This is a genomic window from Halomonas saccharevitans (assembly GCF_900116405.1).
In the GTDB taxonomy this organism is placed as follows: Bacteria; Pseudomonadota; Gammaproteobacteria; order Pseudomonadales; family Halomonadaceae; genus Halomonas; species Halomonas saccharevitans.
The window spans coordinates 40,197-55,034 of the sequence record NZ_FPAQ01000016.1; the positions used below are offsets into that span (position 1 = coordinate 40,197).

11 protein-coding genes are annotated in these 14,838 nt (G+C 65.6%); 4 read left to right on the plus strand and 7 right to left on the minus strand.

Annotated features, from left to right (window positions below):
• Positions 1–12 precede the first annotated feature (12 nt).
• The 4 genes from mnmE to rpmH all read right to left on the minus strand — a co-directional run bounded on the left by mnmE (position 13) and on the right by rpmH (position 3,996).
• Complete coding sequence (gene mnmE / locus BM388_RS08970; protein ID WP_089849288.1) at positions 13–1,383, minus strand: tRNA uridine-5-carboxymethylaminomethyl(34) synthesis GTPase MnmE; 1,371 nt, start codon at positions 1,381–1,383, stop codon at positions 13–15.
• A gap of 158 nt (positions 1,384–1,541) precedes the next feature.
• A complete protein-coding gene (gene yidC / locus BM388_RS08975) occupies positions 1,542–3,233 on the minus strand; it encodes a membrane protein insertase YidC (protein WP_089849290.1) in 1,692 nt (563 codons plus the stop codon).
• Positions 3,234–3,440: 207 nt separating this feature from the next.
• Positions 3,441–3,848 (minus strand): ribonuclease P protein component, encoded by a 408-nt coding sequence (gene rnpA / locus BM388_RS08980; protein WP_089849291.1) that lies wholly within the window; start codon positions 3,846–3,848, stop codon positions 3,441–3,443.
• A 13-nt stretch (positions 3,849–3,861) separates the two neighbouring features.
• Positions 3,862–3,996 carry a 50S ribosomal protein L34 gene (gene rpmH / locus BM388_RS08985; RefSeq protein ID WP_008959105.1) on the minus strand — a complete coding sequence of 45 codons (135 nt, stop codon included), beginning with the start codon at positions 3,994–3,996 and terminating at the stop codon, positions 3,862–3,864.
• A 573-nt stretch (positions 3,997–4,569) separates the two neighbouring features.
• Between rpmH and dnaA the strand changes: the two genes are divergently transcribed.
• The 4 genes from dnaA to gyrB all read left to right on the plus strand — a co-directional run bounded on the left by dnaA (position 4,570) and on the right by gyrB (position 10,807).
• A complete protein-coding gene (gene dnaA / locus BM388_RS08990; protein WP_089849293.1) occupies positions 4,570–6,039 on the plus strand; it encodes a chromosomal replication initiator protein DnaA in 1,470 nt (489 codons plus the stop codon).
• A gap of 61 nt (positions 6,040–6,100) precedes the next feature.
• Entirely contained in the window at positions 6,101–7,204 is a 1,104-nt protein-coding gene (gene dnaN / locus BM388_RS08995; RefSeq protein ID WP_089849295.1) for a DNA polymerase III subunit beta, read from the plus strand.
• 55 nt (positions 7,205–7,259) lie between these two features.
• The gene (gene recF / locus BM388_RS09000) at positions 7,260–8,375 is read left to right on the plus strand and encodes a DNA replication/repair protein RecF (RefSeq protein ID WP_089849297.1); all 1,116 of its coding nucleotides are present in this window, start codon (positions 7,260–7,262) and stop codon (positions 8,373–8,375) included.
• An 11-nt stretch (positions 8,376–8,386) separates the two neighbouring features.
• The gene (gene gyrB, locus BM388_RS09005) at positions 8,387–10,807 is read left to right on the plus strand and encodes a DNA topoisomerase (ATP-hydrolyzing) subunit B (protein ID WP_089849299.1); all 2,421 of its coding nucleotides are present in this window, start codon (positions 8,387–8,389) and stop codon (positions 10,805–10,807) included.
• A 125-nt stretch (positions 10,808–10,932) separates the two neighbouring features.
• Here gyrB and gmhB read toward each other — a convergent pair whose 3' ends face one another.
• From gmhB to glyQ, 3 genes are all read right to left on the minus strand, one after another.
• The gene (gene gmhB, locus BM388_RS09010; RefSeq protein WP_089849301.1) at positions 10,933–11,502 is read right to left on the minus strand and encodes a D-glycero-beta-D-manno-heptose 1,7-bisphosphate 7-phosphatase; all 570 of its coding nucleotides are present in this window, start codon (positions 11,500–11,502) and stop codon (positions 10,933–10,935) included.
• A gap of 303 nt (positions 11,503–11,805) precedes the next feature.
• Positions 11,806–13,872: a glycine--tRNA ligase subunit beta gene (gene glyS, locus BM388_RS09015; RefSeq protein WP_089849303.1), complete on the minus strand. Its 2,067-nt coding sequence runs from the start codon at positions 13,870–13,872 to the stop codon at positions 11,806–11,808.
• Positions 13,872–14,834, minus strand: a complete 963-nt coding sequence (gene glyQ, locus BM388_RS09020; RefSeq protein ID WP_089849304.1) for a glycine--tRNA ligase subunit alpha — start codon at positions 14,832–14,834, stop codon at positions 13,872–13,874. Before glyQ ends, glyS begins: the two co-directional genes overlap by 1 nt.
• Between the last annotated feature and the right edge of the window lie 4 nt (positions 14,835–14,838).

The following is a 14,838-nucleotide window of genomic DNA, read 5'->3' on the forward strand; positions in this document are numbered from 1 at the left end:
GGGAGCAGGGGGCTACTTGCCGATGCAGAAGCTGCCGAAGATCTCGCCCAGGAGGTCATCGGCGCTGAACTCCCCAGTGATCTCGCCCAGCGCCTGCTGAGCATCGCGCAGGTCCTCGGCCAGCAGCTCGCCGGCGCCATGACCGGCCAGCTGCGCCTCGCCGTTGGCGAGCGCCGCCTCGGCCCGGTCCAGGGCGTCCAGGTGTCGTCGACGCGCCGAGAAGCGGCCCTCGGTGGTGGCCGCGAAGCCCATCACCGCCTTGAGGTGCTCCTTGAGGCTAATGATCCCGGCGCCGCTCTTCGCCGACAGCCGGATCACCGGCCGCTCGCTTCCGGTATCGAGCCCCGGGGATTCATGGCTGGCATCGATCTTGTTGCGCACCAGGGTCAGCCGTGAGGGATCGGCAAGGCGCGCGACGAACTCCGGCCAGATGGCCATGGGATCCACGGCCTCGGTGGTGGCGGCATCGACCATCAGGAGAACCCGGTCGGCCTTCTCGATCTCCTCCCAGGCGCGCGCCACGCCGATCTTCTCGACGGCGTCCGGGGTGTCGCGAAGGCCGGCGGTATCAATCACGTGCAGCGGCATGCCGTCCAGGTGGATGTGCTCGCGCAGCACGTCTCGGGTGGTGCCCTCGATGTCGGTGACGATGGCCGTCTCCTGCTCCGTCAGCGCATTGAGCAGGCTCGACTTGCCGGCGTTGGGGCGTCCGGCGATCACCACGCTCATGCCCTCCCGCATCAGCGCCCCCTGGCCGGCGGCGGCCCGCACCTCGGCCAGCTCCGCCTGGATGGCCGCGAGCTTGCCGGCCACGTGTCCGTCGGCGAGGAAGTCGATCTCCTCCTCGGGAAAGTCGATGGCCGCCTCCACGTAGATGCGCAGCTCGACCAGCCGCTCGACCAGCGCCTCGACGCGGTGCGAGAACTCGCCCTGCAGGGAGCGCAGGGCGTTCTCGGCGGCCCCTCGGGAGCTCGCCTCGATCAGGTCGGCGATGGCCTCGGCCTGGGCCAGGTCCAGCTTGTCGTTGAGGAAGGCCCGCTCGGAGAACTCGCCGGGCCGGGCCAGTCGGGCGCCGAGCTGCACGCAGCGCTCGAGCAGCAGATCCATGATTACCGGCCCCCCATGCCCCTGCAGCTCCAGCACATCCTCGCCGGTGAAGGAGTGGGGGCCGGAGAAGTAGAGTGCGATGCCCTCGTCGATCACCTCGCGGGCGCCCCGGAAAGGGCCGTAGTGTGCCTGGCGCGGGGCGGGGCAGTGGCCCAGCATCGCCTGGGCGATCGTCGTGCAGGCGGGGCCAGAGACGCGGATGATCCCTACGCCGCCGCGTCCCGGCGGCGTGGCCAGGGCGGCGACGGTGTCCTGATCGTAGAGGCTGGCGGCCATGGACGGTTCCTGTGGTAGAAAGAGGAGTGATCGAGGGGCCTTGGAGAGGGCATTGTCCGGGGCGGGGCTCTCAAAGGCCAGCCCTTCAAAAACCGGGTCCCCTCAAACGCCAGACCCCCGCCGAGGCGGGGGTCTGGAGACGCGGGATGAAACCTCGGCTACTTGGTCTTCATGCCCTTGCCGATGCTCGGATCGGCCTCGATCTTGCGGGTGATGGTGTACTGCTGAATGATCGAGATGCAGTTGTTGACCACCCAATAGATGACCAGGCCCGCCGGGAACCACAGGAAGAAGAAGGTGAAGACGATCGGCAGCATCTTCATGATCTTCGCCTGCATGGGGTCCGGAGGCGTCGGGTTGAGCATCTGCTGCACGAACATCGAGGCGCCCATCAGGATCGGCAGGATGAAGTACGGATCCTTCACCGACAGATCCTGGATCCAGAACATGAAGGGCGCATGGCGCAGCTCGACGGATTCCAGCAGCATCCAGTACAGGGCGATGAACACCGGCATTTGTACCAGGATCGGCAGACAGCCCCCCAGAGGATTGATCTTCTCCTTCTGGTAGAACTTCATCATCTCCTGGGACATCTTCTGGCGGTCGTCGCCGAACTGCTCCTTGAGGCGCTGCATTTCCGGGCCCAGCTTGCGCATGCGAGCCATGGACTTGTAGGCCTTGGCGGAGAGGGGCCACAGGGCCGCCTTCACCAGCATGGTCAGCAGGACGATGGACCAGCCCCAGTTGCCGATCAGGTCATGGATGTGGTCGAGCAGCCAGAACAGCGGGTTGGCGATGAACCACAGCCAGCCGAAGTCCACCGTCAGCTCCAGGTTGGGCGCCACGGCCTCGAGGCGGTCCTGCACCTTGGGCCCCATGTAGAGGGTCGCGGCCAGCGTCGCTTCCCCGTTGCCGGCCACAGTGCTGGTCGGGCCGGCGAAGGCTGCCACGTTGCGGTCGCGCGCATCGGTGGTGGCGTAGTAGAGGTTCTGCTGGTTCTGAGCCGGGACCCAGGCGGAGGTGAAGTAGTGCTGGATGATAGCGACCCAGCCGCCCTCGACGTCGCGGTTGTTGAAGGCGCCTTCCTGAATCTCCTCGAAGTCGACCTTGAGGTAGCGATCCTCCGGCGTGGAGTAGGCGGCACCGAGATAGGAGCGCATGCCCATCTTCGGGCCGCTTGACGGATCGCTGCTGTTGTCGCGGACCAGCTGGCCGATGAAGCGGGCGGTGACCGGCTCCTCGGTGTTGTTGGCCAGGAAGTAGTTCACGTCGACCGCGTAGCTGTCACGCTCGAAGGTGAGGCGCTTGATCACCTCGACGCCGTTGACCTCGGCGGTCATATCGACCTCGAGGCGGTCGTCGTTCTCGCCCAGCCGGTACTCGGTCGCCTCGGGGGTGAAGGTGATCCGGCCCTCATGGCCCTCGAGCTGCAGCCCTGAGCGCGCCACGTAGCTGCGCGTCTCGCTGTCGGAGAGCAGCACATAGGGGCGCTCGGAATCGAGGCTGAAGCGGTGCTGGGGCAGCGCCGCATAGACGATGTCACCGCCCTGGGGATCGATGCGCACGTCCAGCACGTCGGTGACCACGGCCACCAGGTCGCGGCTGCCCGTCGGCGCCTCGGCTTCACCGGGAATGCCACCGGCCATGTCGCTCGACGACGAGGCGCTGGTGGGGACCGAGAGATCATCGCCGCCGTCGGTCGACGCGCGGTTGCTGTCCGCTGCGTTGCTGGTCATGGCGGGGGCTTGCGGCTCAGGGGGAACCTGGCCGTAGTCCTGATTCCACTGGACCATCAACAGGTAGGCGAGTACCGCCAGGGGAATCAGCAGGAGTAGTCGTTTTACGTCCATGAGGGGTCTGCCCGATGGGTAGTGAACATTCCGATGGCGCAACGCAGGTCGCACACCCGAGATACACGAAAGCCTGCCGGAGGCAGGCTAGGAAACGCACGCTGTCCGGCGGCATCTGACGCGTCGGCGTGGAGGGGCGCGGCAAAGAGCGAGGTGGTCATGCTCATGCAGGCTCCGGGATGCGCTGGCGCTCAGGGGGGTCGGTCATCATGTGCGCTGCGTGTCTTCGCCCCGTTCTAGCTCTGGCTCGCGGGCGGACTTGTTCGCCTCACGCTCCAGGCGCCGCCACATGCCGTGGAGCTGGCGATGCACGGTGGCGTTGTCCAGCTCGTGGACGCCTCGCCTGGCCAGTACCACGATATCCACGGCGGGAAGGCGCTGTTGCCGGAGCCGGATGGAGTCGCGCACGATGCGCTTGAGCCGGTTGCGATCGACGGCCCGGCGCACGTTCTTCTTGCTGAAGATCAGGCCGAGTCGCGGGTGGCCGAGCGCGTTGGGCGAGGCCAGAGCCATCAGCCCTTTGCCATGGACCTTGAAGGCTGCCGTTTCGAAGACACGACGATAGTCCCCGGCAGTCAGCAGTCTCAGCTGCCGGGGATAGCCCTGATCTGACACGCGAGGGCCGCGATCAGGCGCTCAGGCGCTTGCGGCCCTTGGCGCGACGGCGAGCCAGCACGGCACGACCGTTCTTGGTGGCCATGCGAGCACGGAAGCCATGTGCGCGCTTGCGCTTGAGGACGCTGGGTTGAAAAGTACGTTTCATAACTCGTTATTCCCACGTGGTTTTCTGAATGATTTGATCACTCGTAGAGATCCGGAAGCCGCAGGCGGATCCGGGGGTATTCGACTCAAGACCGGAAATTGTAGTGATTCCAGCCCTGCGGTGCAATTCTTACCTGCGTTTCGCGGTCGCTCGAGCGCCCTGCTGGCGCGGCCTCCGGCGTGGTCGTTCGACCGCTATCCACCATTCGGTTGCCCTCGCGGCATGTCGTAACGTGCCGGGCCCTGTGGTCACTCCTGGGGACGGGTAGTGTGAATAAGATGATTTAATTTATATATATCAGCGTATTGAGAGGGTGTCCTTGCTGTGGAAAAAGTGGGGATGGGGTGGGGAGCGAGGTAACGGTGCCTGCGTGGTGTCGTCGTATCGGGTCCGGCTCGAAGGCTTGCGGCGTCTGAGGTGTCGTCGCGTTTGCCTGCTTGTCGTGTCTTGTCGAAAAACAGCGGACACGGCGGCCAGGTTTTCCACAGCACGAGGCGTTAGGCCGGTCATGTGGATAACCCAGGGCCTGAACGATACAATAGGCGGTCGTTTTCTACGCAAAGGTGAGTTCGCGTGTCACTGGCTCTCTGGCAACAATGTCTGGATACCCTGCAGGATGAACTGAATTCGCAGCAGTTCAATACCTGGATCCGCCCGCTGCAGGCGGAGGAAGGGGAGTCCAATCAGTTGCGTCTGCTGGCGCCGAATCGCTTCGTGCGCGACTGGGTCAGCGACAAGTATGCCAAGCGGATCAGCGAGCTGATGCGCGAGCTCTCGCCGGCCAAGCCGCCCAAGGTGGTGCTGACCGTGGGCAGCCGGCGCAGCGCGGCGCCGAACCCGCAGCCCCGTGAGCTGGGCAACCCGGTCTCGGCCGCGCCCCGAGCACCGGCGGCGCCCGCCGTGCAGGTGCTCCCTCGGGGAGATGTGGGTGACGAGCGCGAGATCGATCAGATGCGCGAGGAGGGGGCCGGCCAGCGGCGAGGCGGTGAGCGACAGGTGCAGGTCGAGGGCAGCCTCAAGCACAACAGCGGCCTCAATCCCAACTTCACCTTCGAAACCTTCGTCGAGGGCAAGTCCAACCAGCTGGCTCGTGCCGCCTCCCGCCAGGTCTCCGAGAACCCCGGCGGGGCGTACAACCCGCTGTTCCTCTACGGCGGCGTCGGCCTGGGTAAGACGCACCTGATGCATGCCGTCGGCAATGCCCTGGCGACACGGCGCGAGAATGCCCGCGTCGTCTATCTCCACTCGGAACGCTTCGTGGCCGACATGGTGAAGGCGCTGCAGCTCAATGCGATCAATGACTTCAAGCGTTTCTACCGGAGCGTCGATGCCCTGCTGATCGATGATATCCAGTTCTTCGCCGGCAAGGAGCGCTCCCAGGAGGAGTTCTTCCACACCTTCAATGCGCTGCTCGAGGGCGGCCAGCAGATGATCCTGACGTCCGACCGATATCCCAAGGAAATCAGTGGGGTAGAGGAGCGTTTGAAGTCTCGCTTCGGCTGGGGGCTGACGGTGGCCATCGAACCGCCGGAGCTGGAGACACGCGTGGCCATCCTGATGAAGAAGGCCGATCAGGCCAAGGTCGACCTGCCCCACGACGCCGCCTTCTTCATCGCCCAGAAGATCCGCTCCAACGTTCGCGAGCTGGAGGGGGCGCTGAAGAAGGTGATCGCCGACTCTCACTTCATGGGCAAGACGATCACCCAGGACTTCATCCGCGAGTCGCTCAAGGACCTGCTGGCCCTGCAGGACAAGCAGGTCGGGGTGGATAACATCCAGCGCACCGTGGCCGAGTACTACAAGATCAAGCTCTCCGACCTGCTCTCCAAGCGCCGCTCGCGTTCGGTGGCCCGTCCCCGCCAGGTGGCCATGGCGCTGGCCAAGGAGCTGACGAACCATAGCCTGCCCGAGATCGGCGACGCCTTCGGCGGCCGCGATCACACCACGGTGCTGCATGCCTGCCGCAAGGTGAAGTCGCTGCAGGAGGAGAGCGCGGACATCCGCGAGGACTACAAGAATCTGCTGAGGCTGTTGACCAGCTGAACGGAACACCAGCGGTCGGGACGCCGGCCTCAATCCCTCCAGGACAAGTAGTGGAGTCGACATGAAATTTTCCATCTCCCGAGAAGCGCTCCTGCGCCCGCTGACGCTGGTTGCCGGCGTGGTGGAGCGCCGCCAGACCCTGCCGGTACTCTCCAACGTGCTGATTCAGGTCGATCAGGATCAGGTATCGCTGACCGGCACCGACCTCGAGGTCGAACTGATCGGGCGCACCGCGGCCAGCCTCGTGGAGGAGTCGGGGTCCGCCACCGTACCGGCCCGCAAGCTGATGGATATCTGCAAGTCGCTGCCCGATCAGTCGGAGATCCAGCTGAGCCTCGAAGAGGGCCGGGCCGTGCTGCGCAGCGGCCGCTCGCGCTTCACGCTCTCGACCCTGCCGGTGGCCGAGTTCCCGAACATCGAGGACGACCAGGGCAACGTGGAGTTGAGCCTGCCGCGTGGCACGCTCAAGCACCTGATCGATGCCACTTCCTTCGCCATGGCCCAGCAGGACGTGCGCTATTACCTCAACGGCATGCTGCTCGAGATGGGCCCCAACCTGGTGCGCACCGTGGCGACCGACGGCCACCGCCTGGCCGTCTGCTCGCGCTCCGCCGACATCCAGGTGGAGCCCTCCCAGAAGCTGATCGTGCCGCGAAAGGGCATCATGGAGCTGGTGCGCCTGCTCGACGACGGTGAGGAGCCGGTCAGCCTGACCCTCGGCGCCACCCACGTGCGGGCCCATACCGGCGACTTTACCTTCACCTCCAAGCTGGTGGACGGCAAGTTCCCCGACTATGAGAGGGTCGTGCCACGCGGTGGCGACAAAGTCTTCATCGCCGATCGTGCCGAGTTGCGTCAGGTGTTGTCGCGTACGGCCATCCTCTCCAACGAGAAATACCGCGGCGTGCGCCTGCACCTCGAGGAGGGCAACCTGCGGGTCATGGCCAACAACCCAGAGCAGGAGGAGGCCGAGGAGAACGTGGCCATCGAGTACAACGGTCCGGCCATGGAGATCGGCTTCAACGTCGGCTATCTCGTCGACGTGCTCAGCGTGCTGGACGAGGATCGTGTGCAGATGACCCTGGCCGACCCTAACAGCAGCGCGCTGATGGAAGAACCCGGTGGCGGCGACGCCATGTACGTCGTCATGCCCATGCGCCTCTAAGACGCCGTCCGGCGGTGCCTGACGAGGGCGCCGCCGACGCTGTCGAACCTGTCTAATGCCTCTCGAACGCCTTACCTTCCAGGGCCTGCGCAACCTGCAGGCCATCGACGTCGCCCCGGGTCCACGCATCAACCTCCTCACCGGAGCCAACGGCAGCGGCAAGACCAGCCTGCTGGAGGGCATTCACGTCCTCGGCATGGGTCGCTCCTTCCGGGCGCGCCAGCTGCGCCAGGCCATCGCCCACGAGGCCAATGCCATGACGCTGCACGCGAGGCTGGCCGGCGACCCGGCCGTGTCCATCGGCGTGCGCCGCCAGCGTGACGCGGCGGAGCTCGAGATGCGTCTCTCCGGTGAGCGTCTCGATCGCGTCTCGCGGCTGGTGGAAACCCTCCCGCTGCAGCTGATCAACCCCGATGCCTTTCGCCTGCTGGAAGGCCCGCCGGCCGGCCGCCGCGAGTTCCTGGACTGGGGAGTGTTTCACGTGAAACACGATTTTCTCGACGCCTGGCGACGCTTCCGGCGCGCGCTGAAACATCGGAATGCCCTTCTCAGGCATGGTAGAATATCGGATGCTTCACTGGATGCCTGGGAACAGGAATTGGTGCACTGGAGCGGGCTGCTGGACGGCATGCGCCGTGAATGGATCGACAGGTTCTTGCCGGTGTTCGAGGACACTCTGCAGGAGCTCATCACGCTGCCCGGCCTGGCCGTGCGCTACGCGCGGGGCTGGGACCGCAAGCGTGAGCTGAGCGACATTCTCCGCCAGGCGCGTCACACCGACCACCAGATGGGCTTCACCCAGCAGGGGCCACAGCGCGCCGAACTGGGCATACGGCTCGGCAAGCGGCCGGCGGTTGAGGTGCTCTCCCGCGGCCAGCAGAAGCTGGTAGTGAGCGCCCTGAAGCTGGCTCAGGGGCGTCTGCTCGAGCAGCTGACCGGGCGGACCTGCATCTACCTGATCGACGACCTGCCTGCCGAGCTGGACAGCGACCATCGGCGCGTCTTCTGCCGGTGGCTGGAGCGCATGCAGTGCCAGGTATTCATCACCAGCGTCGACCCCGAAGCCCTGGCGGGCCTGTGGCAGGCGGACACCCAGTTGACGATGTTCCACGTGGAACATTCCGAATCAGGCCAGGGGCAGCTGCTGCCAATGGACAGACAGACTTCATGACGGAGTAGTCAATGAGCGAACAGGCTTACGACTCATCGAGCATCAAGGTCCTCAAGGGCCTGGATGCCGTACGCAAGCGGCCGGGCATGTACATCGGCGATACCGACGACGGCACGGGCCTGCACCACATGGTGTTCGAGCTGGTGGACAACTCCATCGATGAAGCGCTGGCCGGGCACTGCAGCGAGATCCGGGTGATCATTCACCCCGATGAGTCGATCACCGTGACCGACAACGGTCGCGGCGTGCCCACCGATATCCACGAGGGAGAGGGGGTCTCGGCGGCCGAGGTGATCATGACCGTGCTGCACGCCGGCGGCAAGTTCGATGACAACTCCTACAAGGTGTCGGGCGGCCTGCACGGCGTCGGGGTCTCGGTGGTCAACGCCCTGTCCGAGGAGCTCAAGCTGACCATCTGGCGCGCCGGCCAGGTATTTGAGCAGCTCTACCACCACGGCGTGCCCGATTCCCCGCTGGCGGTGGTCGGAAAGACCGAGCAGAGTGGCACCCGCGTGCACTTCCGGCCCTCTTCCGAAACCTTCCATAACATCGAATTCCACTACGATATCCTCGCCAAGCGACTGAGAGAGCTCTCCTTTCTCAACTCCGGCGTGGCGATCCGCCTGATCGATGAGCGCAGCGGCAAGGAAGAGCTGTTCCACTACGAGGGTGGCCTCAAGGCCTTCGTCAACCACCTGAACACCAACAAGACGGTGCTCAATCCGGTGTTCCACTTCAACGCCGAGCGCGAGGATGGGGTCGGCGTCGAGGTGGCGATGCAGTGGAACGATACCTTCTCGGAAAACATCTTCTGCTACACCAACAATATCCCGCAGCGCGATGGTGGCACCCACCTGGCCGGCTTCCGTGCCGCGCTCACGCGCTCGCTGAACCACTACATCGAGGCCGAGGGCCTACTCAAGAAGGCCAAGGTCAACACCTCCGGCGACGATGCCCGTGAGGGACTCACCGCGATCATCTCGGTCAAGGTGCCGGACCCCAAGTTCTCGGCCCAGACCAAGGACAAGCTGGTCTCCTCGGAGGTCAAGACCGCGGTGGAGCAGGAGATGGGTCGCCTGTTCTCGGACTATCTGATCGAGAAGCCCAACGAAGCCAAGGCCATCGTCAACAAGATGCTGGACGCGGCCCGCGCCCGTGAGGCGGCACGCAAGGCGCGCGACATGACGCGCCGCAAGGGCGCACTGGATATCGCCGGCCTGCCGGGCAAGCTCGCCGACTGCCAGGAGAAGGATCCCAGCCTCTCCGAGCTGTTCCTGGTCGAGGGTGACTCGGCCGGCGGCAGTGCCAAGCAGGGGCGCGATCGCCGCACTCAGGCGATCCTGCCGCTCAAGGGCAAGATCCTCAACGTGGAGAAGGCGCGCTTCGACAAGATGCTCTCATCGGCCGAAGTCGGCACGCTGATCACGGCCCTGGGCTGCGGCATCGGGCGCGAGGAGTTCAATCCCGACAAGCTGCGCTACCACTCGATCATCATCATGACCGACGCCGATGTGGATGGCTCGCACATCCGCACGCTGCTGCTGACCTTCTTCTTCCGTCAGATGTCGGCGCTTATCGAGCGGGGCAATGTCTTCATCGCCCAGCCGCCGCTCTACAAGATCAAGCGCGGCAAGCAGGAGCTTTACCTGAAGGATGAGCAGGCGATGGTCGACTACCTGACGACGACCGCCCTGGACGGGGCGCGGCTGCACGTCAATGCCGACGCCCCCGGTATCGCCGGCGCCCACCTCGAGGAGCTGGTCAACCAGTATCGCGACGTGATGAAGCGCATCGATCGCCTGTCGCGGGTCTATCCCGACGTCGTGTTGCGCAAGATCGTGCATGCCGCCCATCTGGATGGTGAGCAGAGCCTGCGTGACCGCGGCACCATGCAGAACTGGATCGACTACCTGCAGACGGAGATGGACGCCCTGGTCTCCTATGAGGGCGGGCCGCGCTATACCTTCCGCCTCGAAGAGGACGGCGAGCGCGGCTTCTTCCTGCCGGCGGTCACGCTGACCGCGCATGGCGTCACCACCGACTACGTCTGGGGCGTCGAGTTCTTCACCAGCGCCGACTACCGTGCCATGGCGACGCTGGGCGAGACCCTGGACGGCCTGCTGGAAGAGGGCAGTTACGTAGCGCGCGGCGAGCGCAAGCGTCCCGTGACGAACTTCTACGATGCCCTGGCCTGGCTGATGGCCGAGGCGCAGCGAGGCCTCTCGATCCAGCGCTACAAGGGGCTGGGCGAGATGAACCCGGAGCAGCTGTGGGAAACCACCATGGATCCCAACACCCGTCGTATGCTGCGGGTCTCCATCGAGGACGCGGTGGCCGCCGACATGATGTTCAACACCTTGATGGGCGACGAGGTGGAGCCGCGGCGCGACTTCATCGAGCGCAATGCCCTGGTGGCTAACCTGGACATCTGACCGTCCATGCGATGTTCCACGTGGAACATCGCGGTTCTCGCCACCCGCGGACGGGTGGCATTGACGACGAGGCCGGCTTAATAGCCGGCCTCGTCGCGTTCTGGGATGCCTGGTAGCGCCTCGCTTCAGTCGGCGCTATCCGCTTCTGTAGCCAGCAGCCAATCCACGTAGGCGGCCAGGTCGTCGAAGATCATCGCCTGCGACAGGCCTTCTCCCTTCGCCTCCGTGCGACGCCCCTTGCCGGTCCTGACCAGCACTGGCCGGCAGCCCATCGGCTCGCCCGCCTGCAGGTCGCGCAGGCTATCGCCGACCATCCAGCTATCGGCCAGGGTCTCCAGGCCGAGCGCCTGGCGAATCTCTTCGAGCAGTCCCGGCAGCGGCTTGCGGCAGTCGCAGCCATCGTCCGGACCGTGTGGGCAGTAGGCGATGTGGGCAATCTCCCCGCCGGCCTGGCGGACCAGCTCGCGTAGCCGTTGATGCATGCTTTCCAGCACGCTTTTGCTGTAGTAGCCCCGGGCAATGCCGGACTGGTTGGTGGCGACCGCCACGGTCCATCCGGCCCGGCTAAGCCTGGCGATGGCCTCGATGGCGGTGGGGTAGGGGACCCACTCGTCCAGGGACTTCACGTACGCATCGGAGTCGCGGTTGATGACGCCATCGCGATCCAGGATCACGAGCTTCGAGGAATGGGGCATGTGTCGGATCCGTTCGGTAGCAGCCAAGAGATGGCGGGAGTGTTTCACGTGGAACATCGTGTGCCAAGCCTGCCCGGCTTCGCCGGGAGCTATAAGCCGTAAGCTTTAAGTTGTAAGAAAATCCTTGGCTCAGGCTCTGGAAGCAAGATGCTGCCTTCCAGCTTCCAGCTTCCAGCTTCCAGCTTCCAGCTTCCAGCTTCCAGCTTCCAGCTCCGGCAAGGCCGGCCTGTTTCACGTGGAACATTGCACGAAAAAGGGCCGGCGAGAATCTCGCCGGCCCTTGGGTTCTGGAGCGGGCTATCGCTACTGCTGAAGCAGGGCGATATCGGCCACTTCTAGGAACAGCGCCTGGAGACCGGCCAGCAGCGCCAGGCGGTTGCGACGCACGGCGGGGTCTTCGGCCATGACCATCACCTGGTCGAAGAACCGGTCCACCGGCTCACGCAGAGTGGCCAGGGCGTCCAGGGCCTGGCTGTAGCGCGCCTCCGCGAACAGTGGCATGACCTCGCTCCGACAGGCCTCCAGCGCCTCGAAAAGCGTCTTCTCGGCGGCTTCCTGCAGCTGGTCGGCATCGACGCTGAGGTCGCCATCGTGCTGCTGCTTGGCGAGTATGTTGGAGACGCGCTTGTTGGCGGCGGCCAGGGCGGCGGCCTCCTCGCGACGCGCGAAGCCTTGCACGGCGCGCAGGCGGCGGGCGAAGTCGAGGGGCTCGGTAACCGGGCGAGCTCGCACGGCCAGGTAGACCTCGGTGGCAATGCCCTCGTCGCCGGCCCAGGCGCGGAAGCGATCGAGCATGTAGGTGAGGACCTCGTCGACGAGTCCCTCGGCGTAGGGCAGCTCCTGGTGCTGGGCGGCCGACAGCTCAAGCAGTTCACGCAGGTCGAGGCTGAGCTCGCCCTTGACCAGGATGTTGATCACGCCGATGGCGGCGCGGCGCAGGGCAAACGGATCTTTGGTGCCGCTGGGGCGCTGGCCGATGCCGAAGATACCGGTCAGGGTGTCGAGGCGATCGGCCAGCGCCAGGGCCAGGCCGGTGCGGCCCTGGGGGATGGCATCGGTGGCGAAGCGCGGCAGGTACTGTTCCTCCAGCGCCAGGGCCACCTCCTCGGGCTCGCCGTCGTTGAGCGCGTAGTAGCGGCCCATGGTGCCCTGCAGCTCGGGAAACTCGAGCACCATCTCGGTGACCAGGTCGCACTTGGCGAGCTCGGCGGCGCGCCGGGCATCGTGCACGTCGCCCTCGATGTGGCCGGCGATGAAGGCGGCCACGGCCGCGTTGCGGTGTGCCTTGTCGGCCAGGCTGCCCAGCTGCTTCTGGAACACCACGCTGGCCAGCGCCGGGGCGCGCTCGGCCAGCGTGTGCTTGCGATCGGTGTCATAGAAGAAGGCGGCATCGGCCAGGCGCGGACGGATCACCCGCTCGTTGCCCTGGATCACCTGGTCGGGATCGGTGCTGTCGATGTTCGAGACGGTGATGAACAGCGGCTTGAGCCGGCCCGCCTCATCCAGCAGGTGGAAGTACTTCTGGTTGGCCTTCATCGACGAGATCAGGCACTCGGGCGGGACCTCGAGGAAGCGCTCGTCGAAGCTGCCGGTCAAGGCGACGGGCCATTCCACCAGGCCGCTGACCTCGACCAGCAGGTCCTCGTCGATCACCGCCGTGGCCTCCTGGACCTCCGCCTCGGCCAGCACCTGCTCGCGGATGCGCTCACGGCGCAGCTCGCGATCGGCCAGCACCCAGGCGCCCTCGAGGGCGGCGAGGTAGTCGTCGGCATGGGTGAGTTCGATGGGCGCGGGGGCATGGAAGCGATGGCCGCGGGTGGTGCGACCGGCCGTCAGACCCAGGGCAGTGGCCTCGACCACCTGGTTGCCGTAGAGCATCACCAGCCAGTGCACGGGGCGGGAGAATTCGATTCGCGAGGCGCCCCAGCGCATGTTCTTGGGCACCGGCAGGGCACCGATGGCCTTCTCGACGATGGCGGGCAGCAGGGCAGTCGTGGCCTCCCCCGGCTGGTGCTCCCGGTAACCGAGCCAGGTGCCCTTGTCGGTCTCCAGGTGGATCAGCTGATCCACGGTGACGCCGCAGGAGCGGGCGAAGCCCTCGGCGGCCTTGGTCGGCTGGCCCTCCTTGAAGGCGGCGGCCAGGGCCGGACCTCGGCGCTCGACCTCGCGGTCGGGCTGCTTGTCGGCGAGCTCCTGGATCTGCACGGCCAGGCGTCGCGGGCTCGCGTAGGCCAGCACTTCGCCGGCGTCGATGTCGGCATCGGCCAGGCCGCGGCGGATGCCCTCGGCCAGCGCGTCGGAGAGCTCATCGATGGCGCTCGGCGGCAGTTCCTCGACACCCAGTTCAACCAGTAGGGTATTGGCAGCCATCAGACATCTCCCTGTTCGGCAAGCGGCTCGTCGGCCAGCAGTTCATGACGCAGGGCCTCGGAGGCCAGCGGGAAGCCGGCGGCCTTGCGTGAATCGTAGTAGGCCTGGGCCACGCCTCGGGCCATGGTGCGCACGCGCAGGATGTAGCGCTGGCGCTCGGTGACCGAGATGGCGTGGCGGGCATCCAGCAGGTTGAAGGTGTGAGAGGCCTTCAGCACCTGCTCGTAGGCGGGCAGCGGCAGCCGGGCTTCCAGCAGCTTGGTGCACTCGCGCTCCTGGTGGTCGAAGGAGGCGAACAGGAAGTCGACGTCGGCATGCTCGAAGTTGTAGGCCGACTGCTCGCGCTCGTTCTGCAGGTAGACGTCGCCGTAGGTCACCTTGGTGCCGTCCGGGGCCACCGTCCACACCAGGTCGTAGACGCTGTCGACGTCCTGCAGGTACATGGCGATACGCTCGAGGCCATAGGTCAGCTCGCCGGTGACCGGGTAGCACTCCAGGCCGCCGGCCTGCTGGAAGTAGGTGAACTGGGTCACCTCCATGCCGTTGAGCCAGATCTCCCATCCGAGGCCCCAGGCGCCCAGGGTCGGCGACTCCCAGTTGTCCTCGACGAAGCGGATATCATGGACCAGCGGATCGAGTCCCAGGCGCTTGAGCGATCCCAGGTAGAGCTCCTGGAGCTCGGCGGGAGAGGGCTTCATCACCACCTGGAACTGGTAGTAGTGCTGCAGGCGGTTGGGGTTCTCGCCATAGCGGCCATCGGTGGGGCGGCGGGAGGGCTGCACGTAGGCCGCGTTCCAGGTCTCGGGCCCGATGGAGCGCAGGAAGGTGGCGGTATGGAAGGTGCCGGCACCGACCTCCATGTCCAGGGGCTGGAGGATCACGCAGCCCTGTTCGGCCCAGTACTGCTGCAGGGCGAGGATCAGGCCCTGGAAGGTTGTCACGTCTGGCGTCGACTGTGTCATTGGA